This window comes from Pseudomonas sp. RT6P73, assembly GCF_054897715.1.
Window position 1 is genome coordinate 271,523 of sequence record NZ_JBUBUV010000002.1, and the last position, 20,764, is coordinate 292,286.

The 20,764-nt window shown below is 60.2% G+C and carries 15 protein-coding genes and 1 other RNA gene; 8 read left to right on the forward strand and 8 right to left on the reverse strand.

Annotation, left to right across the window (positions count from 1 at the left end; genetic code table 11):
* Window positions 1-31 precede the first annotated feature (31 nt).
* The 8 genes from ACYZT6_RS01440 to ACYZT6_RS01475 all read left to right on the forward strand — a co-directional run bounded on the left by ACYZT6_RS01440 (window position 32) and on the right by ACYZT6_RS01475 (window position 12,757).
* Window positions 32-2,845, forward strand: a complete 2,814-nt coding sequence (locus ACYZT6_RS01440) for a bifunctional glycoside hydrolase 114/ polysaccharide deacetylase family protein (protein ID WP_462025429.1) — start codon at window positions 32-34, stop codon at window positions 2,843-2,845.
* Window positions 2,823-6,416 (forward strand): tetratricopeptide repeat protein, encoded by a 3,594-nt coding sequence (locus tag ACYZT6_RS01445; RefSeq protein ID WP_462025430.1) that lies wholly within the window; start codon window positions 2,823-2,825, stop codon window positions 6,414-6,416. The genes ACYZT6_RS01440 and ACYZT6_RS01445 overlap by 23 nt, the downstream gene beginning before the upstream one ends.
* Window positions 6,417-6,444: 28 nt before the next feature.
* A complete protein-coding gene (locus tag ACYZT6_RS01450) occupies window positions 6,445-6,963 on the forward strand; it encodes a penicillin-binding protein activator LpoB (protein ID WP_462025431.1) in 519 nt (172 codons plus the stop codon).
* A gap of 5 nt (window positions 6,964-6,968) precedes the next feature.
* Window positions 6,969-8,336 carry a PelD GGDEF domain-containing protein gene (locus ACYZT6_RS01455; RefSeq protein WP_462025432.1) on the forward strand — a complete coding sequence of 456 codons (1,368 nt, stop codon included), beginning with the start codon at window positions 6,969-6,971 and terminating at the stop codon, window positions 8,334-8,336.
* Window positions 8,314-9,303 carry a HEAT repeat domain-containing protein gene (locus ACYZT6_RS01460; protein ID WP_131060810.1) on the forward strand — a complete coding sequence of 330 codons (990 nt, stop codon included), beginning with the start codon at window positions 8,314-8,316 and terminating at the stop codon, window positions 9,301-9,303. The genes ACYZT6_RS01455 and ACYZT6_RS01460 overlap by 23 nt, the downstream gene beginning before the upstream one ends.
* A complete protein-coding gene (gene pelF, locus ACYZT6_RS01465) occupies window positions 9,300-10,814 on the forward strand; it encodes a GT4 family glycosyltransferase PelF (RefSeq protein WP_462025433.1) in 1,515 nt (504 codons plus the stop codon). The genes ACYZT6_RS01460 and pelF overlap by 4 nt, the downstream gene beginning before the upstream one ends.
* The gene (gene pelG / locus ACYZT6_RS01470) at window positions 10,815-12,185 is read left to right on the forward strand and encodes an exopolysaccharide Pel transporter PelG (protein WP_462025434.1); all 1,371 of its coding nucleotides are present in this window, start codon (window positions 10,815-10,817) and stop codon (window positions 12,183-12,185) included.
* A gap of 149 nt (window positions 12,186-12,334) precedes the next feature.
* The gene (locus ACYZT6_RS01475; protein ID WP_461979365.1) at window positions 12,335-12,757 is read left to right on the forward strand and encodes an organic hydroperoxide resistance protein; all 423 of its coding nucleotides are present in this window, start codon (window positions 12,335-12,337) and stop codon (window positions 12,755-12,757) included.
* 119 nt (window positions 12,758-12,876) lie between these two features.
* Here the strand turns inward: ACYZT6_RS01475 and ACYZT6_RS01480 are convergent, their stop codons facing one another.
* From ACYZT6_RS01480 to ACYZT6_RS01515, 8 genes are all read right to left on the reverse strand, one after another.
* The gene (locus ACYZT6_RS01480; RefSeq protein WP_462025435.1) at window positions 12,877-13,254 is read right to left on the reverse strand and encodes a DUF6124 family protein; all 378 of its coding nucleotides are present in this window, start codon (window positions 13,252-13,254) and stop codon (window positions 12,877-12,879) included.
* Window positions 13,255-13,636: 382 nt separating this feature from the next.
* On the reverse strand, window positions 13,637-13,840 hold the full coding sequence (locus ACYZT6_RS01485) for a hypothetical protein (RefSeq protein ID WP_462025436.1): 204 nt from the start codon (window positions 13,838-13,840) through the stop codon (window positions 13,637-13,639).
* A 115-nt stretch (window positions 13,841-13,955) separates the two neighbouring features.
* Window positions 13,956-14,353: a transfer-messenger RNA gene (ssrA, locus tag ACYZT6_RS01490) on the reverse strand.
* A gap of 95 nt (window positions 14,354-14,448) precedes the next feature.
* Window positions 14,449-14,724, reverse strand: coding sequence for a hypothetical protein (locus tag ACYZT6_RS01495; protein WP_462025437.1), 276 nt, complete (start codon window positions 14,722-14,724; stop codon window positions 14,449-14,451).
* A gap of 212 nt (window positions 14,725-14,936) precedes the next feature.
* Entirely contained in the window at window positions 14,937-17,747 is a 2,811-nt protein-coding gene (locus tag ACYZT6_RS01500) for an FAD-binding and (Fe-S)-binding domain-containing protein (RefSeq protein ID WP_462025438.1), read from the reverse strand.
* Window positions 17,744-18,415 carry a LutC/YkgG family protein gene (locus tag ACYZT6_RS01505; protein ID WP_462025439.1) on the reverse strand — a complete coding sequence of 224 codons (672 nt, stop codon included), beginning with the start codon at window positions 18,413-18,415 and terminating at the stop codon, window positions 17,744-17,746. The genes ACYZT6_RS01500 and ACYZT6_RS01505 overlap by 4 nt, the downstream gene beginning before the upstream one ends.
* Window positions 18,415-19,869 (reverse strand): LutB/LldF family L-lactate oxidation iron-sulfur protein, encoded by a 1,455-nt coding sequence (locus ACYZT6_RS01510; RefSeq protein ID WP_462025440.1) that lies wholly within the window; start codon window positions 19,867-19,869, stop codon window positions 18,415-18,417. The genes ACYZT6_RS01505 and ACYZT6_RS01510 overlap by 1 nt, the downstream gene beginning before the upstream one ends.
* Window positions 19,866-20,690, reverse strand: coding sequence for a (Fe-S)-binding protein (locus ACYZT6_RS01515; RefSeq protein ID WP_462025441.1), 825 nt, complete (start codon window positions 20,688-20,690; stop codon window positions 19,866-19,868). Before ACYZT6_RS01515 ends, ACYZT6_RS01510 begins: the two co-directional genes overlap by 4 nt.
* Between the last annotated feature and the right edge of the window lie 74 nt (window positions 20,691-20,764).

The following is a 20,764-nucleotide window of genomic DNA, read 5'->3' on the forward strand; positions in this document are numbered from 1 at the left end:
AGTTTCGGTTCAGTCAATTCAAGAGTGAGTTATGGAAATCGTTTTTCGCAGGACGCGTGTCCGCGCGGCCGTTAAACGGCTGCTCGCCGCTTTAGCGTTGTTCGTGAGCGGGCCCGCCGTCCAGGCCGCAGCATTGCCGCAACCCGCCAGCGTGGTTTTTTGGTACGCCGATCAACCGCCCATTTCCGAGTTGGCTCAGTTCGACTGGTCGGTGGTCGAGCCGGGGCACATGACCGTGGGCGACGTCAAAACCCTGCGCAAATTGGGCAGCCAGCCGTTCGCTTATCTGTCGGTGGGCGAATTCCACGGTGGCAAGGCCGAACTCGACAAGGCATCTCTCTCGGGGGCGGTCAGTCCGGTGCGCAATGGCGCGTGGGACAGTCAGGTCATGGACCTCGCGGCACCCGCCTGGCGTGAACATTTGTTCGGACGAGCCAAGGCGTTGCAGGCCGAAGGCTACGCCGGGTTGTTTCTCGACACCCTCGACAGCTTCCAGTTGTTGCCGGAGTCGTCGAGAGAAACACAGCGTCTGGCACTCGCCGGTTTCCTGCGGGAATTGCACCAGCGTCAGCCGAACCTGAAGCTGTTTTTCAACCGTGGATTTGAAGTGTTGCCCGACCTCGATGGCGTGGCTGCCGCGGTGGCGATCGAATCGATTCACGCCGGTTGGGACGCTTCCGCCAAGCGCTATCGCCCGGTACCTGAAGCCGATCGCGAGTGGCTGGAAACCCAGATCCAACCGTTGCGCGTCAAAGGCATTCCTCTGGTGGCGATCGACTACCTGCCGCCGGAGCGTCGCGACGAAGCGCGCAAACTGGCCAAGCGTCTGCGCGATGAGGGCTTCATTCCTTACATCGGCACGCCTGAGCTGGACTCGATGGGCATCAGCAGCATTGAAGTTCAGCCGCGCCGAATCGCGCTGCTTTACGATCCGCGCGAAGGTGACTTGGTGCGCAATGCCGGGCACACCTTGCTCGGCGGTTTGCTCGAATACCTCGGCTACCGGGTGGACTACCTGCCCGTCGACAGCTCCTTGCCGGAGCACCGTTTCAGCGGTCTGTACGCCGGGATCGTGACCTGGATGACCAGCGGCCCGCCGCAGGACGCATCGGCTTTCAATAGCTGGATCGGCAAGCGTCTGGACGAACAGGTGCCGGTGGTGTTTTTTTCCGGCCTGCCGATTCAAGACCCGCTGTTGCTCAAGCGTCTGGGCCTGAATCGCTCGGCGCCGATCGGCACTCAAGCGTTGACCATCAGTTATCAGGACAAGGCGCTGATCGGCGCCTTCGAAGCCCCGGTGCAGCCCCGATCCCGTGACCTGACCGCGATTTCCCTGCTGCCCAAAGGTCCGAAAGCCGCGTTGCTGCTGACCACTGCTGACGGCCAGACATTCGCCCCGGTGGCGACGGCTGATTGGGGCGGTGTAGCACTGGCGCCGTACATTCTCGAAACGAACAACGAGCGCAGCCGCTGGATTCTCGATCCGTTCGCCTTCCTCCAGGCCAGCTTGCGCCTGCCGGTGCAGCCGCGTCCGGACACCACCACCGAAAACGGCCGCCGCATCGCCACCGTGCACATCGACGGCGATGGATTCCCTTCGCGCGCCGAAGTGCGCGGCACGCCGTATGCTGGCAAGCAGGTGCTCGATGATTTCATTCGGCCCAACCCGTTCCTGACCTCGGTGTCGATCGTCGAAGGCGAGATTTCACCGCGCGGCATGTTCCCGTTTCTGGCGCGCGAACTGGAGCCCATCGCCCGCGAGTTGTTTGCCAATCCAAAAGTCGAAGTCGCCAGCCACACCTTCAGCCATCCGTTTTTCATGCAGCCGGAAGTGGCGCAGAAACGTGAGAATTTCAATCCGGAATATGGCTTGAAAATGGCCATCCCGGGTTACGACAAAATCGATTTCCGCCGCGAGATTTTTGGCTCGCGCGACTACATCAACCAGCAGCTCACCACCCCGGAAAAACCGGTGAAGCTGATCTTCTGGCCGGGCGATGCCTTGCCCTCGGCCGCCACGCTGAAGCTGGCCTACGACGCGGGTCTGAAAAACGTCAACGGCGCCGAGACCATGCTGACCAAGGCCAACCCGTCGCTGACCGGCCTCAACCCGTTACTGCGCCCCACCGAAGGCGGCTTGCAGTACTACGCGCCGATCATCAACGAGAACCTCTACACCAACTTGTGGAAGGGGCCGTATTACGGCTTCCGCGATGTGATCGACACCTTCGAACTCACCGACAGCCCACGGCGCTTGCGCGGTCTGCACCTGTATTACCACTTCTACTCGAGCACCAAGCAGGCCTCGATCAAGGCGATGAACGAGATCTACGGCTACATGAAGGACCAGCAACCGATGTCGCTGTGGATGAGCGACTACCTCGATCGTGTGCACGGTTTGTATCAGGCCAGTCTGGCGCGCACCGCCGAAGGCGACTGGCAGGTTCGCGGGATGGACGCGCTGCGCACCCTGCGACTCGACCCGCAAATGGGCTGGCCGGATCTGCTGCGTTCGCAAGGCGTCGCCGGTGTTCGCGACTTGCCGCAGGGCCGATACGTGGCGTTGAGCAGCGACCAGGCGTTGCTGGTGTTGCGCCCCGACCGGGATGAACGGCCGGCACTGGAGGAGGCCAATCTGCCGCTGGTCGACTGGAAATATGTGGACGAAAAGCACGTGAGCTTTTCGTTTGCCGGTCAGGTCGACCTGACCTTCTCCGTGCGTTCGGCGAGCAGCTGCCGGGTTGAAGTGGACGGGCAGCAATTTGCAGGCAAGGCATCCGCAGGCCTGTGGGTTTTTCAATTACCAATGAAGCAGGTGAGTCATGGTCAGCTCTACTGCATCTAACTCCTCGGCAACTAAAGGCAGCCGCCTGCTCAATCCCTGGGCATTGGCGGTGGTGGCGGTGGCCGTGGGCGGCCTGCTGTGGGTAACGTTCCAGCGCGAAGAAGTGTTCCAGCCCGATGGCCGCGAGCCAGATGCGGTCTCGGCCAACTACGCCGAATTGCTGTTGGCGGCGCACCCGGATGACGATCACCTGCGCTTGCAATTGGTCGATCTGTTGATCCGTCTCGGCGACTACCCGAAGGCGCGTCAGCACCTTGAGAGCTGGCCGAAACCAGAACTCGAGTTGCAGGCCTATTACCGGCTGGAACTCGATGCATTGGAAGCGGCGAAAGCCGACGATCCGGTTGCGCAGAAAGCCTTGATCGAACGCCTGCAAAGCTTTGATCACCGTATGCTGCCGCTGCCGCAATTGCAAAACCTGGCCAAGTTGGCATTGACGTTACAGGCGCCGGCGTTCGCTGCCAGCGTCTACGAAGAAATCGCCGATCGCGATCCGGCTCAGCGCATCGCTGCGCTCAAGTCCGCCGCGCAGTGGTACCTGGCGGGTGAGCAACCTGGCCGTGCCGCCGACATTTATCTGCTGCTCAAGCAAGACAGCCAACAAGCGTCTGAGCGTCGTGAATACGCGCAACTGGCGTTCAACAGTCTGTTGGCGGCCGGCCGTGGTGATCAAGCCGCGCGCGTACTGGCCGATGAGCTGGATCAGCTCAAGAATCCGCAAACCGATTCGGCATGGCTGGAGCAGGGTGTCGACGTCGCTGTCGGCAGCAAGCGCTTCGATCTGGCCCAGCGTTTTCTTGATCAGTGGCGCGTATTGCAGCCGGACAACCCGCAAATCCTCCGGAAAGAATTCAGCATGCGCCTGGCCCTCGGCGACCTGTCCGGTGCGTGGGACAGTGGTCAGCAGCTCGTGGCTGAACACCCGGATGACCTGACGTTGCTCGAGCAGATGGGGCATCTGGGTGAATGGCTTGGCGACAGTCAGGCCGCCCTCGGCTATTGGATTCGTCTGCTGAAACTGCACGAAGATCCGCAAACCCGTGAACACGCCTGGCGTCTGGCGAGTCAGCAGTACGACTTTGACCGGTCGATTCCCCTGCTCGCCGAGATCATGGAGCAGCGCGCGCTGACCGACGTCGAACTCGATGCGTTGATCTACGGTCACGAATCCCGCGGCACACCGACCCAAGCCGAAGCCTGGTTGCGCGCTTACTTGCGCAAGTACCCGGCGCATCGTCTGGCCTGGACGCGCCTGCTGCAAAACCTCGAAAACACTGGGCAGTTCGCGCAGAAAACCGAAGTCTACAAGCGCTACTCGAAACGCTTCGCACTGACCACGACCGAGCGCATTGACTGGGCCAATACTGACCTGAAGCTGTTTGATAATCAGGCGGCGTGGGACGTGTTGCGGGTCGATAACCGCAAGATCACCGATGAGGGTTACTGGCGCCTGCGTGCTGCCTTGGCGTGGGACCTGGAGCTCGACAACGAGCTGCAGATTTCCCTGGAAAGACTCCTCGCGCTCAAGGGTTCGCTCAACAGTGGCGACGAGAGTCAGCTGATCACGATGTATCGCAGCAGCGATCCGAAGCGTGCCCTGACCATGATGGTCGGCAGTTGGAATCGCAGTCGTGATCCGCAGCGTCTGGTTGAATCCTTGCAGCAAGCCCAGGAATTGCAGGACTGGCCGCAAGTAGTCGCACTGCTCAAAGACGCCGAGCAATACCCGGACGCCAACGAACAGGCACAAGTGCTGGCGGTACGCGGTGCCTTGGCGGTTCAGCAGGGCAACGTCGACGAAGCTCAGCGTCTGTACCTCTTGGGCTTGTCGCGCTTCCCGGATGACAACCTGTTCCGCGAGCGCCTGATGTGGCTGTACGTCGATCAAGGCAACACTGCCGCGCTCAAGCCCTTGCTGACGGAATGGAAACCCCAGGCGCGTCAGGATCGAATCCTGTGGCTGCCGTTCGCCAGTGCCAGTCAGATGCTCGGTCGCGATGCCGAAGCGTTGGCCTGGTACCGCCTGTACCTCAAGAGCAGTCCGCAGGATTGGCTGGTGCGCGCGGCGTATGCCGATGCCCTCGAAAGTGCGGGTTATCAGGACGCGGCGCAACGGTTGCGCCTGAAGCTGCTGCGCAGCCCCGAAGGCGAAAACATTCAGCCATCGTCCCGGCGTTACGCAATCTGGTTGCGTTTGATGGCCAGCAGTTACTCGCCGGCCAAGGCGCAGCAGGAAGTGGCGAAGTGGAAGGACGGCTCGCCGGCAATGCTGCAATTGTGGTTCGAGCGGTTGCTGGCGCGTCTCGACGCAACGAACCAGGAATCGCAGAAAGACCAATGGCTTGAGTGGGCGCGGAGCCAGGGCTTGAAGGTCCAGCGTTACGAAGACATTCAGCAAGCCTTGCGCAGCCGTAACAAGGCGCAAGTCGAAACGCTGTTGGCCAGTAGCGATCTGAACCCGGCGCAACGTGCTCAGGCCCTCAGTCGTCTCGGCCGCTTCGATGAAGCCCTCGACCTCAGCCAATCGGCACTGGGTGACGATCAGCCGGCCGCCGTGCGCGAGCAACTGCGCCGTCAGGCCGTGGAACTCCAGGAACTGACACCGCAAGGCGCGCAGCTGTCCTGGCATCAGCAGGATTTCGGTGGCCTGGAATTCAACGCCCCGCGTCTGCAAATTGCGCACAACCTTGGCGCTCAGTGGTACGCCAATCTTGAACTGGAGAACGGTAAGTACAACAGCGATCAACTGATCGAATCGCGCATGGGTGATGAGCGCAATGCCGCGCTGACCCTGCAACGTTCGGTGGAGGACGGCGGCTACAAACTGTTCGCCGACACCAGTCAGCGCGATGACGATGACCGCACCGGCCTGGGCGTGTCCCGGACCTGGCAGTTGAGCGCCAGTGATCAGATCGAGACCGGCCTGGACTGGCATCGCAAAAGCGAAGACAGCGGCCTGATGCGCGCTTTCGGCCAGCACGACAGTGTGTGGGTCGGCGGTCGTCACGGGCTCTCGGCGCGGGATCAGATCAGCTGGGAAGTGGCACAGAAATCTTTCTCCACGCGGGCGGGTGATTCTCTGGGCAACGGCCAGGCGCTGAAGATGGAATACAACCACACGCTGGAATTTGCGGGGCCTAACTGGACCGTGCGCAGCGGCGTCGATTATCAGCACAACAACGTCAAGGACCGCACCCTGGATTACCTGTCCAGCGCCAACGGCGGCCCGGTGAAAAGCGTTGATGACTCGGACGACCCCACGGTCGTGACGGCCGACGATCTACTGCAAAGCCGTTACGGCCAACTGTATGTCGGCAGCTCCTGGCGTCGCGGTTTGCCGGGCGCGCTGGTGCGCACTCGCCCGCAATACACCTGGCTAGTGGACGTGACGGCGGGCTGGCAATGGCTGGATCAAACCTTCAACTACGGCATCAACACCGGGATCGGCGTCGAAGTGCTGGGCGGTGACGAATTGGCCCTCACCGTCGGCTACCAATCCGCCCCACAGGGCGGGGACGGTCAGGCAGGCGGCACACTGGGTGTGAGCTACGGCGTGCGATTCGGACGCTGATCATGAAATGTTTACAGGAGAAAAACTGATGCAAGCAATTCGTAATCTGAGCCTGGCTCTGGCAGTCCTGTTCGTCGCCGGTTGCGCCAACTTCACCGGCGACACCAGCCCGAATCTTCCGCGTACTGCGAAGTGGGGCACCGTGCCGATGATCAACTATTCGCAAACCCCGCAGGCCGGTGAACGCGCCGAGCAGATCCTGCTCAGCGTGCTCAGCAGCCATGGTCTGCAACCACGGGTTTACCCGGTCAGCACGCAGGGCGAACAAGCGCTGATGGATGACAACGAACGCCTGGCTGGCGCCCTCGACTGGGCACGGGATCAGAAGCTTGATTACGTGGTCGCCGGCAGCGTTGAAGAGTGGCAGTACAAGAACGGTCTGGACGGCGAGCCGGCGGTGGGCATCAGCCTGCGCGTGCTCGAAGCCAGCAGCGGTCGTGTGCTCTGGAGCAAAAGCGGCGCGCGCGCGGGCTGGTCCCGTGAAAGCCTCGCCGGCACCGCGCAAACGGTGCTCGACACACTTGTTGGCGCCCTTCGGTTCGAGTGAATGCAATGAACTCTCCTCACATGGATTACAGCCTCGCGCCGCGTGCCAGCGGTCCGGTGTCTTGGCTGGAAACGCTGTTGGTCACCGGCGCGGCGATTGGCCTGGGCTTGTGGCTGACCCCCGAAGACCCGTTGCAAATGCACGCCGGTTTTCCCTGGCCAGTGTTGGCGCCGTTGTTGTTAGGCGTGCGCTACGGTTTCGTGCGCGGCTTGCTCAGCGCCGGTCTGTTGGTGGCGGCACTGTTTGCGCTGCGTTACATCGGGCATGAAGCCTACGCCCAGCTCGATCCGTCCTTCATTGTCGGCGTGCTGGTCAGCGGCATGCTGGTTGGCGAGGTTCGTGATCTGTGGGAGCGGCGCTTGCAGCGGCTGCAGATGGCCAACGATTACCGCCAGTACCGACTCGACGAATTCACCCGCGCGCACCAGATTCTGCGGGTCTCCCACGACCTGCTGGAGCAGCGCGTGGCGGGCAGCGATCAGAGCTTGCGCAGTTCGTTGCTGGGCTTGCGCGAAAAACTCCGAGTGATGCCGGACGAAGGCGATGCACTGGCCGCGCTGGCCGATCCGATCGTGACCATGCTCGGCCAGTACGGCACGTTGCGCGTGGCCGGGCTGTACCGCGTCGATGAGCGTGAAGAAAACGTGTTGCCCGAGGCCTTGGCGACCATCGGCGTCATGGGGCCGTTGGGCACCGAAGACGGTCTGGTCAAGCTGTGCCTGGAACGTGGCGAACTGGTCAGCGTGCGGCAGGAACTGATTGATGCCGGCAGCTCGGCGCAGTTCTCGTCGTTGCAGGCCTGCATTCCGCTGATCGATGCCGAAGGGCGTTTGTTGGCGATTCTGGCGGTGCGGCAGATGCCGTTCTTCGCTTTCCAGGATCGCACGCTGAGCCTGTTGTCGTTGCTCGCCGGGCACATCGCCGACCTGCTGCGCCGCGACCCGCAAGTGCTGCAATTGGCCGACGCCGATGCACAGCAGTTCACGCTGCAACTCAAGCGTTCGCTGGTGGACGTCGAGCAGCACAAACTGGCGGCCGGTCTTTTCGCCTTTGAAATCACCCGTCCCAACGATGAGCTGTCGCGACTGTTCGAACGCAGCCAGCGTGGCCTCGATCTGCAATTGCCGCTGCGTAACAACCGCGATCATCAGCTGTTGCTGGTGCTGTTGCCGTTGACCAGTCCGCAAGGCACCGAAGGCTATCTGGCGCGGATGAACCTGATGCTGCACGAACACTTTGGCATTGAAAGCAGCCTCGACAGCCTCGGCGTGCGCGTGTTGCCGTTCAACCTGGAGCCCGGCTGTGAACGCAACGGGCTGCGTAATTTCCTGTTCAACGAGTGTGGCCTGAATGATCAGCAAGTGGCTGTTTAGCGGAGCCTTGTTGTTAGAGGCGGGCAGTTGGGCCAGTTTGTGGCTCGCGGCGCCCGAGTTACAACAATTGCTGGTGTTCACCCTCAGCCATGGCCTGGCCTGCGTGATGTTGTGTGCGGCCGTGTGGCTGTTGCTGCCGGCGCGCTACCGTTCGCCGCTGCCGTGGAGCCCGCTGTTTATCTTCAGCCTGGCGTTCTTCGTGCCGGTGCTCGGCGCGGTCGGCGTGGTGGCGGCGATCTTCCCGGCGCTGTACCTGCCGCGCAAACGCGACAAGCAAGCGTGGCAAGCGGTGGGCATCCCGAAACTGCCGTTTCGGGCGCAGGTGCAACTGCACTCGCCGATCTATGCCGATGGCGGTTTGCAGGACGTGTTGCGTCATGCGCCGGATCCGGATCAACGTCTGGCCGCCCTGCTGGCCACTCGGCGCATGCCCGGCAAAGAGGCGGTGCCGATCCTCAAACTGGCCCTCGGTGACCCGAGTGACGATGTGCGGCTGCTGGCGTATTCGATGCTCGACAAGCAGGAAAGCGACATCAACCTGCACATCCAGATCGCGCTTGGCGAACTGGTCGACGCCAATGCCAAAGCGGCGGGTGCGCTGCACGGCAGGCTGGCGCGTTGGTATTGGGAGCTGGCGTATCTGGGCCTGGCCCAAGGCAGCGTGCTCGACCACGTGCTCAATCAAGCCAGCGAACATGCCGAGCTTGGCCTGGCCGCGGGCGAGGGCGGTGAGCTGGTGCTGCTGGCCGGGCGCATCGCGCTGGAGCGTGGTGACGTCGAGCGTGCCGAGGTGTTGCTGAGTCAGGCTCAGGAAAACGGCATGGGCGCCGCGCAAGTGCTGCCGTTTCGCGCCGAGCTGGCGTTCGAGGCCGGTCGTTACCACGAAATTCCCGCACTGCTCGCACGCCTTCCCGAGGAAACCCGTCAGCGGCCGCCGTTCGCCGCATTGGTCAGGAGCTGGACATGAGTCACAAGGAACAGGCACCGGTTGCCGACATCTGTCTGCTGCTCGAAGGCACTTGGCCTTACGTGCGCGGCGGCGTTTCCAGCTGGATTCACCAGATGATTCTCGGCCTGCCGGAACTGACCTTTTCGGTGATGTTCATCGGCGGCCAGCGCCAGGCCTATCCGACCCGGCGTTACGAAGTGCCGGCGAACGTGCTGCACATCGAAGAAGTATTTCTCGAAGATGCGACCCATCCGACCGACAGGCTGGTGGAGCCACGCAAGGCTGACGAACAGCAGTTGCAGGATTTGTATCGCTTCCTGCATCACCCGGATGCGCCGGACCCTGCACTGGGCGAACGCTTGCTCGACTGCATCGCCCAGGGCCGCATGACCCTCGACGACGTACTGCGCAGCCGCGCCAGTTGGGAGTCGTTGAGCGAAGGCTATCGTCAGCATTGCGCCGACCCGTCCTTCGTCAATTATTTCTGGACCCTGCGCGCGATGCAGTCGCCGTTGTTGATGTTGGCTGAAGCCGCGCAACGGATGCCGAAAGCGCGGGTGCTGCATTCGATTTCAACCGGGTATGCGGGCTTTCTGGGCTGCATCCTCAAGCAACGCTGGAACTGCACTTACCTGCTCAGCGAACACGGGATCTACACCAAGGAACGCAAGATCGACCTGGCCCAGGCCAGCTGGATCGCCGAGAGTTCCGGCCAGGCGCTGAACCGCAGCCTCGACGCCGGCTCGGGTTACATCCGCACGTTGTGGGTGCGTTTCTTCGAGCGCATCGGCCAGCTGACGTACAACAGCGCCGACAACATCATCGCCCTCTACGACGGCAACCGTCAGCGCCAGATCAAGGACGGCGCCCTCGCGGCCCGCACCCAAGTCATTCCGAACGGCATCGACCTGCCGGTGTGGACCGCGGCGCTGGAATCCCGCGCTCACGGGATTGCGCCCGTGGTCGGTTTGATCGGGCGTGTGGTGCCGATCAAGGACGTGAAAACCTTTCTGCGGGCGATGCGCGGCGTGATCAGCGCCATGCCGCACGCCGAAGGCTGGATCGTCGGCCCCGAAGAGGAAGACCCGGAATACGTCAGCGAATGCCGTAGCTTAATGGCCAGTCTGGGTCTGGAGGGCAAGGTGCATTTCCTTGGCTTCCAGCGCATTCAGGACATCCTGCCGAAACTCGGCCTGATGGTGCTGACCTCGATCAGTGAAGCACAGCCGCTGGTGATCCTTGAAGCTTGGGCCGCCGGTACGCCGGTGGTCAGCAGCGACGTGGGTTCGTGCCGCGAATTGATCGAAGGCGGCAGCGCTGAAGACCGTGATCTCGGGCACGCCGGCAAAGTGGTGGCGATTGCCGATCCACAAGCCACGAGCGCCGCGATCCTTGAACTGTTGCGCAGCCCGCGACGCTGGCAGGCCGCCCAGGCCAGCGGCTTGTTGCGGGTCACTCGTTATTACACCGAAGCCTTGATGCTGCAGCGTTACCGCGACCTGTATCAAGCCGCCATGGAGAACAGCTGAATGGCCGGTATTGGCTTTGAACTGCGAAAAATCCTTTCGCGCGATTCCTACACGGCGACTTTGCACGCCTACGTCTACGCCGGGCTGATCAGTTCCGGCCCGTGGGTGTTGTCGATCATCAGCGTGATGCTGGTGGGCATCATCAGCATCGGCCTGCTACTGCCAAACATGCTGGTCGGACAGTTCCTGGTGACGGTGACGTACCTGATGGCCACCTCGTTGATCCTGACGGGTGGCTTGCAGTTGTTCTTCACGCGCTTCGTGTCCGACCGCTTGTTCGAACACAAGTACGATCAAATCCTGCCCAACCTGTTGGGCGTGTTGTTGCTGGTCACCCTCGGCGCCGGGTTGTTGGGCATTGTGGTGCTGGGCTTGTTGTTCGACGAGCCGCTGATTTACCGCGTGCTGGTGTTGGCGAACTTCGTGGTGTTGTGCAATTTGTGGCTGGTGATCATCTTCCTCTCAGGGATGAAGGCCTATAACCGTATCCTGCTGGTGATGCTGGTGGGTTACACGCTGATGGTCGCGAGTGCCTACGTGCTGAGCTTTCTGCAGATGCCGGGCTTGCTGTTGGCGCTGTTGATCGGGCACAGCACGCTGCTGTTTCTGTTCCTCTACGACATCCTGCGCGAGTACCGCGCCGAGAAACTGATCGCCTTCGATTTCCTCGACCGGCGCAACGTTTTCCTCAGCCTGCTGGCCACCGGTTTTTTCTACAACCTGGGCATCTGGATCGACAAGTTCCTGTTCTGGTTCAACCCCGGCACCTCCAACGAAATCGTCGGCCCGCTGCGCGCCTCGATCCTTTACGACTTGCCGATCTTCCTCGCGTACCTGGCGATCATCCCCGGCATGGCGGTGTTTCTGGTGCGCATCGAGACCGACTTTGCCGAGTGGTACGACCGCCTGTTCCGGGCGATCCGCGAAGGCGAAACCCTGCAACACATCGGGCAGCTGAAAACCGAAATGATCTTGTCGATCCGCCAGGGTCTGCTGGAAATCTGCAAGGTCCAGGGGCTGACGGCGGTGCTGTTGTTCCTGTTCGCACCACGCCTGCTGGAATGGCTGGGCATCTCCAGTTATTACCTGCCGCTGTTCTACATCGACCTGATCGGTGTGAGCATTCAAGTGGTGTTCATGGCGTTGCTCAACGTGTTCTTCTACCTCGACAAGCGCACGGTGGTGCTGGAACTGTGCGTGCTGTTCGCGGTGTTGAACGCCATGTTGACGCTGTTCAGCATGTATCTCGGGCCAAGCTTCTTCGGGTACGGGTTTACGTTGTCGTTGCTGATTTGTGTATTGCTGGGTTTACACAGGCTTACAACGGCGCTGGAAGATCTGGAGTACGACACGTTTATGTTGTCGCGCTGATCGTTCTTTCAGACGTGAAAAAAGGCACTGGCGGTTATCGCTCAGTGCCTTTTTTTCGTCCGACTGACGTCACTTGTCAGTCTGGGTTGCGCTGCTAGGCTTGAACTCCCGGCCCCATCATCTGTTGCTTCCCATCAGGAGTCACGATCATGAGCACTGCACTGGAAACCGTTCTATACACCGCAAAAACCCACACCGTCGGCGGCCGTACAGGCACTGGCAAATCCAGCGATGGGGAGCTAGATGTCAAATTCAGCTCGCCGGGATCGGGTAAACCCGGCACCAATCCTGAGCAACTGTTTGCACTGGGTTATTCCGCCTGCTTCATCGGCGCGATCCAGGTGGTGGCGGGCAAGATGAAAATCAAACTGCCGGAAGACACGTCGGTGGATGCCGAGGTAGATTTGGGCAAGATCGGTAGCGGGGACTTTCAGCTGGCGGTCAGGTTGAACGTCAACATTCCCGGGTTGGAGGAGGGCGTGAAACGGGAACTGGCCGAGGCTGCGCACCAGATCTGCCCGTATTCGCGGATGACGCGTGGGCATGTGTCGGTGGATTTAAAAGTCCTCTAAACCCCCAGCCATACACCGAACTAATGTGGGAGCGAGCCTGCTCGCGATAGCGGTTGTTCACTCAACAGGTTTGTCGACTGACACACCGCCTTCGCGAGCAGGCCCGCTCCCACAATGAATCAACTACGTGGCGCAGATTTCGGCACGACAACGTTATCCAGCATTCGATTGGCAGCCAGTTCCGCCAGCATCACAATCTGCTGAATCGCCATCGCCGTGTGTCGATGCGGCCCTTCCAGATACCCCGCAAAATCACTCGCCATCACACTGGCCTGGGCCAATGATTCACAGGTATGGGCGAGCAGGTCTTCGTCCTTGATGTCCGGTGCAACGAGAAACATCGTGCTCGGTTTGCGGGCAACGGGTGATTTCAGGGCGGAGGGGTTGAGGTAGTGATCGAGCGCGCGGTCGGCGGCTTCGTGGAGTTTTTTTGAATCGATGGATTCGTAGGGGGAAACGTCGTCCGGGGCGGGCGGGTTTGGGGTTTCTTTGATCATGGCGTAATTCCTTCTGCGAGATGGAGCTACCAATCTTTCGTTCCAAGCGAAAGGGTGGCAGCTATGCGCGGGCTGGAAACCGAGGCAGAAGGAGCCCGGCAGACCCGAAGGTCTCCCACGCACAGCCGCCATAATGGAGAACTGCGATCAAAAAATCGCCGCAGTATCCCATTTGTTGAGCTGTAACGCCTTCAATACCTCGGGTTTCCAGGCCCGGTCGCTGATGTGCAGCGACCGACAAAGCCTATCCACTCATCTTCCTACCCGACAACCGCCGGAACCTGTCGGAAACATCCCCAAGATTCACAGCGTCTGTAGGATCAGAGCGAGATTTTTTGTTTAAAAATGCTTCCAAAGTCAGCGGTTTCTGCGAATCCCGAACCTAGTTCGAAGGCCCAACCCCAAACTTCAACCCACCCCAATTCCAGTCCTTCGACTGCTTCGTATAGCAGCCAGCCTGATTTTTGGGCTCTGCATCGCAGGCAATCCGCCCGGTCTTGTTGGTGTCAGTGGTGCGGTCGTTGTAGTGCGCACAACCGGACGTCAGGGAAAGGGTAAACGCGGCAATCAATACTTTGAATTTCATGACGGCATCCTTGCGGGTAGATCGCCAGCATAGGTCTGGTTGTGTTTAACCACAAATCACCAACCCCCAGATGCAACAAAACCCGCACTTGGCGGGTTTTGTCTTGCTTCGTATTTGGTGGAGCCGGGGGGATTTGAACCCCCGTCCGCCAGTACTCCGCTGTCGGTACTACATGCGTAGCCGTTTCTATTAAGTTAACCCTCAGCGACCCGAAGGGCAGGGTGCTTTGGGCGAGTTGTGTAAGTTTTAGCCGCTTCGTCCACAACGTACTGCACGGCGATTCTGTTCTATATGACAATCACTTTGGGTTTACAGACATCCCCTGGTGATTGCTGGACCCGAAGGTACCAGAAGCTCAGGATCTAAAGCTGCTTACGCAGCGAGAGAGAATTCCTGGCCGTAGGTTTCGTCATTGGCAACTATAAGTAGTTGCAACAGTGGATTTACGAGTTCTGTTACCAACTCGGCATGCACCTAAAGTTTCGCGACCGGCGTCGAATCCTAAACGGCCCCGTGCCTGTTGCTCGGTGAGACAAAGTGAGCAACAAGCCTGCGCAGTGTACGCCAAACGGTCACGGAAGGCCAACCCGAAGGTTGGCCCGCCGGGTTTACTTGGCTGGCTCGCTGCCCAGTTTGTCCACACGGGACAACGCTTGAGTGGCTGAGGCGACGCATTTGTCGTCATCACCGGCCTTTTGCGCTGCTTCGGCATCCGCCTGCATACGCTTGATATCCATCGTGGTGTTTTCGGACGTGGCCGGGATTGTAGTGACTTTGTTTTTCAGCTCCTGAAGCTTCACTGTGCACAGGTCAGTGGCAGCGAAAACGGGAGAGGCCAGCATTGCAACAGAAATAAACAAACCAGCAAGAGCGGTACGTTTCATGGGTATCTCCTTGAACTGATGGTCTCGGTGTTGCCGTATCAGCTGGCGGCTCGGCCGAGTCTAATTAAGCCACGTTCGTTGAGGCCTAAATTAATGACTACGGCGTCGCGCAGGAATTCGGTTTTTTCTTGACGGGCTATGAAAAATTTCTCAAAGGGTGAAAAACGCACTAAAAAGGGGCGCAACTGCCCCTTTTTGCTGGTGAAAATGCATTAGGCCTGCTTGGCTTGAGTGACCCGATCCACCAGATAGACCAGTCCGTGGTAATCAATTCCGCCGTGTTGCGTCAGGCCAATCTCACAGGTGCGACTGGTCGAAATCCCTTCGCTGCACTGCTGCACCGCATCCTTGAGCGTGCGTAACGAATGTGCGTTCAGTTCCGGCGTGGTGAAGCCCTTGTCCCCGGCGAATCCGCAGCAGTGAATGCCCTCGGGAATGACCACGTTGTTGCTGCATTTGCGCGCCAGATCGATCAGCGCCTGGCTCTCGCCAAGGTGTTGAGTGCTGCAGGTGACATGCACCGCGATCGGCGCTTCCTGCGGGGTAAAATCGAGGCGATCCAGCAAATGCGTACGGATGAATCGCACCGGGTCGTACAGGTCCAGTCGAACATCGCCCAAATCCTGAATCAGCCGCAGCGTGCATGGGCTGGTGTCGCAATAGATCGGATCGAGCCCGCCGCGACTGGCGTGCAACAGCGCGCCGATCAATTCCTGGCGTTTGTGTTCAGCCTGTTCGGCGTAACCTTTTGACGCAAATGGCTGGCCGCAGCAGAGGCTGTCCTGATTGTCCGGAAAGACTACCTGGTAACCGGCCTTTTCCAGCAGCCCACGGGTTTTGTCGTACAGCGACATCTGCTCTTTATCACCCGCCGTCGGGCCCATGACCCGCGAGACACACGCCGCGAGATACACCACCCGAGGGCGTTCGTCCGATACGATCGGGCTGAAGCGAATGGCTTTTTCCGGCTGCGGCATGGCGTTGGTCCATTGTGGGACCTGACCTTTGGACAACTTCGTCAACGCCGCTGAAAGTTTCGCCAGACGCGGTGCGCCCAGCAGCATCCGCGCGCCGTTGGCGACATGCAGGGTAAAGCGCGCACCTTGCAGTGCAGTGGCGAAATTTCCCTCAAGCCAGTTGGCGGTTTTCGTATGTGTCGCCTTGCGGCTGCGGAGCTTTTTCACCAGCTCGCCGGTATTGATGCCTACAGGACAACGTTGCGCACATAACCCAGTGGCGGCGCAGGTGTCGATGCCCTGGTATTCGTAAGCGGCTTCAAGTTCGGAGGTGTCGATGCCTGCACGTTTCTTCGCTTGAATATCCCGCCAGATCACGATGCGCTGGCGCGGGCTCAGGGTCAGGTCTTTCGACGGGCACACCGGTTCGCAAAAACCGCATTCGATGCACTTATCCACAATCTCGTCGGCCGCCGGCAGCGGTTTCAGGTGCTTGAGGTGAATCTGCGGATCCTCGCTGAGCACCACGTCCGGGTTGAGAATCCCGTTGGGATCGAGCAGGCGTTTGAGCTGCCACATCAACTGATAGGCATCGCTGCCCCATTCCAGCTCGACGAAGGGCGCCATGTTGCGGCCGGTGCCGTGTTCAGCCTTCAGCGAACCGCCGAACTCCACCGCCACCAACTGCGCCACGTCGTCCATGAACGCCTGGTAGCGTGCGACTTCTTCCGGGTTGTTGAAGCCTTGGGTGAAGACAAAGTGCAGATTGCCTTCCAGCGCGTGTCCGAAAAGGATCGCTTCGTCGTAGTGATGTTTGTCGAACAGCTCGATCAGACGGTTCACGCCGATGGCCAGTTGTTCCACCGGGAAGGTCACGTCTTCGATAATCACCGTGGTTCCGGTTTTGCGCACCGCGCCGACGGCGGGGAAGGTGTCCTTGCGGATCGCCCAGAGCCGGGCGTTTTCTACCGGGTCTTCGGTGAAGTCGACTTGTTTCTCCACCGGAAACGAAGTCAACGACGCCATGATCTGCGCCAGTTGTTCTTGTAGCAAAGTGGACGATGCAGCGCGGGATTCAATCAGCAGCGCGCAGGCATTGTTCGACAGCTGTTGTACGAAAGCCGGCATGCCGGGTTTGTCCTGCACCGAACGCAGGCTGCGACGGTCCAGCAGTTCTACGGCCGACACCGGTTGGCTTTTCAGCACGGTGACCGCGTTGCAGCAGGTTTCCACATCAGGGAACACGATCAGCGCCGAGGCTTTGTTCGGGTGGTCGATCACCGTGTCGTAGGTCACCGCGCTGATGAAGCCGAGCGTGCCTTCGGAACCCACCAGCAGGTGGCTCAAGATATCCACAGGCTCGTCGAAATCCACCAGCGCATTAAGTGACAGGCCGGTGGTATTTTTCAGACGGTATTTGTGGCGGATTCTTGCAGCCAGTTCGGCATTGGCGCGGGTCTCGCGCCCCAATGTCGCCAGACGCTCAAGCAATGAAGCATGAGTCTGGCGAAATGCCGCAACGCTCGCCGCGTCTTCGGTGTCGAGACGACTGCCGTCGGCCAGCACCAGGCGAATGCCGGCCAGCGTGTGGTAGGTGTTCTGCGCCGTGCCGCAGCACATGCCGCTGGCATTGTTGGCGACAATGCCGCCGATTTTGCAGGCGTTGATCGAGGCTGGGTCCGGGCCGATCTTGCGCCCGAACGGCGCCAGCCAGGCGTTGGCCTGCGCGCCGATCACGCCCGGTTGCAGGCGGATTTGTGTGCCTTGGCCGCGGATCTCGCGACCGTTCCAGTTATCCCCAAGCACGATCAGCACCGAATCACTGATGGCCTGGCCAGACAGGCTGGTGCCGGCAGCGCGAAAGGTCACCGGGACTTGATCCCGTTGCGCCAGTTTGAGCAGCGCCACCACTTCGTCTTCGGACTCGACACGGATCACCAGTTTCGGAATCAGCCGATAGAAACTGGCGTCGGTGCCGAAGGCCAATGTCGACAGAGGGTCGTCGAAACGTCGCTCTTGGGGAATCAGTTGCTGCGCATCTCGCAGGAAAGCCGCCGGTAGACTCATTGGTCCTCCAGAATCAAAACCACCAGGTCTTTCGGACCGTGCGCGCCGTAGGCCAGGACTTGCTCGATGTCAGCGGTTTTCGACGGGCCGGAGACCAGCAAGGCGTTGGTCGGCATGCCCTGGGCCCATTCGAATTCCTGCTGTACCTGATAGAAGTTGTCGCGGATTTCACTGGCCTTGAGCAGGGCGAAATGCACCGGCGGCACCAGGCTCATCAGGCGCGGTTCTTCCCGCGTCGGCCAGAGAATAAGGCTCCCCGTGGCAGCGATTGCGCCGAGGGTGGTGGTCAGGCTGGCCGGGGTGTCGTTGAACAGCTCGGCTTTCCATTCTTCAACCGGGCGGTCGTAGGACTTGAGTGTCGGCAGACCAGGATTATTCGCCCAGTGCTGCGTGACGCATTGCCCGTGAGGCGTAGTCGGCGCGATTAACAGGCTCGGCAATTGACGACCTCGCAGCAATTGCGCGAGCAGTTCTGGCCAACCCTCGCCGGACGTCAGATGGATTTCGGTGTGCACCGCTTCCATCAGTTTGCGCAGTTGCGGAATGCGTTGTTCGGCGGTGTAGGTATAAGGCGCCGTCACCAGTTCAACGTCGAACGCGTCAGGCACCGGCGTTGTGCCGATCAGACTTTTCCGCAATTTGGCGAGGATGTTTTGCTTGGCGCTCATCAACGATCTCCCTGTTTGGCCAGATGCTCGCGGGCCATGTCGTGCAGTGAGCGGGCAGTGGGTTTCGGTGCGCTGTGGTTTTGCGTCCAGGGGCCAACATTATTCGGTGCCAGGGCGCGCAGCCGTGTGGCGAAAAAGCCGAACAGACGATAGAGCGTCGGCGAACTGTTGAGCCTAGCCCAGGCGTTCCAGATAAAACGTTCTTTGCGCGAGAATTTGCTGCCCTGGCCGCGCATGACTTGATGCGGGCTGTCCGGCGCCTTGACGTTTTCTTCCCGTAGGCGACGCAGCAGTGCCGGGATAGGAATTTTTACCGGGCAGACTTCACCGCAAGCGCCGCACAACGACGACGCGCTCGGATGGTCCGGGACGTTTGCCAGGCCGACCATGTGCGGGGTGATGATTTTTCCGATAGGACCGGGGTAAACCTCCCCATAGGCGTGGCCGCCGATTCGGGTGTAGACCGGGCAATGATTCATACAGGCGCCGCAGCGAATGCAGTTCAGGGTCTGGCGCAATTCGCTGTCGGCGAAGGCCTGGCTGCGACCGTTGTCGAGCAATACCAGGTGCACTTCCTGCGGGCCGTCGAGTTCGTGCTCTTTACGCGGGCCGGAGATCATGTTGACGTAGGTGGTGATCGGCTGACCAAGGGCCGAGCGCGTCAGCAGCGACAACAGCGGCACCACGTCGCGCAGGTTTTCCACGACTTTTTCGATGCCGGTGACGGCGATGTGTACCGGCGGCACCGTGGTGGTCATGCGGCCGTTGCCTTCGTTCTCCACCAGCAGCAGGGTGCCGGTTTCGGCCACGGCGAAGTTGACGCCGGAGACGCCGATGTCCGCTTCGAAGAATTTCTGTCGCAAGACTTTGCGACCGATCTGAATGAGTTGGTCAACGTCCTTGGTGTACTCCACGCCAAGTTTGTCGCGGAACAAGGACGCGACCTGACCGGCATTCTTGTGGATCGCCGGCATAATAATGTGTGAAGGCTTCTCGTGGTCGAGCTGGACGATGTACTCGCCCATGTCCGATTCCAGGCATTCAATGCCCCGATCAGCGAGGAAATGATTCATCTCCATCTCTTCGCTGACCATCGATTTGCCCTTGATCACTTGCCGCCCCTCGTGAGCGCGGATGATCGAGAGGACGATGCCATTGGCTTCGTCCACCGTTTCCGCCCAGTGCACTGTCACACCGTTGCGGGTCAGGTTCTGTTCAAGCTGCTCGAGCAGGTCGGGCAGCTTGGATAACGCACGGGCGCGGACAGCATTGCCCAGCACTCGCAAATGTTCTCTTTCATGGGCATCGCTGAAGGACGCTGCCCGTTTGGTCATCAGAGAATCCATCGCAGTGCGAAAGTTATTTCGCAGCTGCTTGTCACCCAACGCCTTGTGGGCCCGGGTGCGAAAATCTTCTTCCACGGTAACCGTAGGAATAATCGCGGAAGCGTTCACAGAACACCTCCGGTTCGCTGCCAAAGGAAACTGGCCAGGTGTTGGCCGCGCAACGCTTCCTTCTGTTTCTCCAGCGAGCCGTTGATGTTCATCAGGCAACCGCAATCGGCACTGAGTACCTTGTGCGCGCCGGATTCCTTCAACGACCGGGTCTTGTCAGCCACCATCGCGCCGGAAATGTCTGGCATACGGACGCTGAAAGTCCCACCGAAGCCACAGCATTCACTTTCGTGGCTGTGGTCGACTCGCTCCACGTTGCTCAGTTGCGACAACAACTCGCGACCGTGCAGGTGGGTATTCATTTCACGGCGTGCCGAGCACGAGGTGTGCAGCGCCACTTTGACCGGCTCACCGCTGTCCTTGAGCTGCACCTTGCAGACAAACAGCAGGAACTCGGCCAGTTCATAGGTCCGGGCGGCCAGCGCCTGTACCTGTTTCAGCGTTTGCGGCTCATCCTTGAACAAGTCGGTGTAGTGTTCGCGCAACATCCCGGCACACGATCCCGACGGCACCACCACCGGATAGTCCCCGGCGAACAGCGCCAACTGTGAGCGCGCCACGGTCCGTGCCTGCTCGGTGTAACCCGAGGTGTAGGCCGGTTGTCCGCAGCAGCTTTGCCCTTGCGGGTATTCGACACGGATGCCTTCGCGCTCCAGCAAGTGGATCGCATCCATCCCGGCTTCGGGGTAGAACAAATCCACCACGCAGGTCCCGAACAGGTAAACCCGTGACGGTTTCTCGCTGGGGTATTGCCGAGGCTCGGGCAGTGGCGGGGCGACACGGGTCGCGTTCGGCACGGCGTTGTAAAAAAGCTCGCTCATCAGGCGTGTCTCTCGGCCGGTTACCCGTCCGCTGAGGCTGCTGAATATAGAGAGGGAAGCTTTCAGCAGCCTTA

Excerpts from the sequence above, each read along its gene's own strand:
- ACYZT6_RS01440 (WP_462025429.1), top strand. The coding sequence starts at position 32 with ATGGAAATCGTTTTTCGCAGGACGCGTGTCCGCGCGGCCGTTAAACGG.
- ACYZT6_RS01445 (WP_462025430.1), top strand. The coding sequence starts at position 2,823 with ATGGTCAGCTCTACTGCATCTAACTCCTCGGCAACTAAAGGCAGCCGC.
- ACYZT6_RS01450 (WP_462025431.1), top strand. The coding sequence starts at position 6,445 with ATGCAAGCAATTCGTAATCTGAGCCTGGCTCTGGCAGTCCTGTTCGTC.
- ACYZT6_RS01455 (WP_462025432.1), top strand. The coding sequence starts at position 6,969 with ATGAACTCTCCTCACATGGATTACAGCCTCGCGCCGCGTGCCAGCGGT.
- ACYZT6_RS01460 (WP_131060810.1), top strand. The coding sequence starts at position 8,314 with ATGATCAGCAAGTGGCTGTTTAGCGGAGCCTTGTTGTTAGAGGCGGGC.
- pelF (WP_462025433.1), top strand. The coding sequence starts at position 9,300 with ATGAGTCACAAGGAACAGGCACCGGTTGCCGACATCTGTCTGCTGCTC.
- pelG (WP_462025434.1), top strand. The coding sequence starts at position 10,815 with ATGGCCGGTATTGGCTTTGAACTGCGAAAAATCCTTTCGCGCGATTCC.
- ACYZT6_RS01475 (WP_461979365.1), top strand. The coding sequence starts at position 12,335 with ATGAGCACTGCACTGGAAACCGTTCTATACACCGCAAAAACCCACACC.
- ACYZT6_RS01480 (WP_462025435.1), bottom strand. The coding sequence starts at position 13,254 with ATGATCAAAGAAACCCCAAACCCGCCCGCCCCGGACGACGTTTCCCCC.
- ACYZT6_RS01485 (WP_462025436.1), bottom strand. The coding sequence starts at position 13,840 with ATGAAATTCAAAGTATTGATTGCCGCGTTTACCCTTTCCCTGACGTCC.
- ACYZT6_RS01495 (WP_462025437.1), bottom strand. The coding sequence starts at position 14,724 with ATGAAACGTACCGCTCTTGCTGGTTTGTTTATTTCTGTTGCAATGCTG.
- ACYZT6_RS01500 (WP_462025438.1), bottom strand. The coding sequence starts at position 17,747 with ATGAGTCTACCGGCGGCTTTCCTGCGAGATGCGCAGCAACTGATTCCC.
- ACYZT6_RS01505 (WP_462025439.1), bottom strand. The coding sequence starts at position 18,415 with ATGAGCGCCAAGCAAAACATCCTCGCCAAATTGCGGAAAAGTCTGATC.
- ACYZT6_RS01515 (WP_462025441.1), bottom strand. The coding sequence starts at position 20,690 with ATGAGCGAGCTTTTTTACAACGCCGTGCCGAACGCGACCCGTGTCGCC.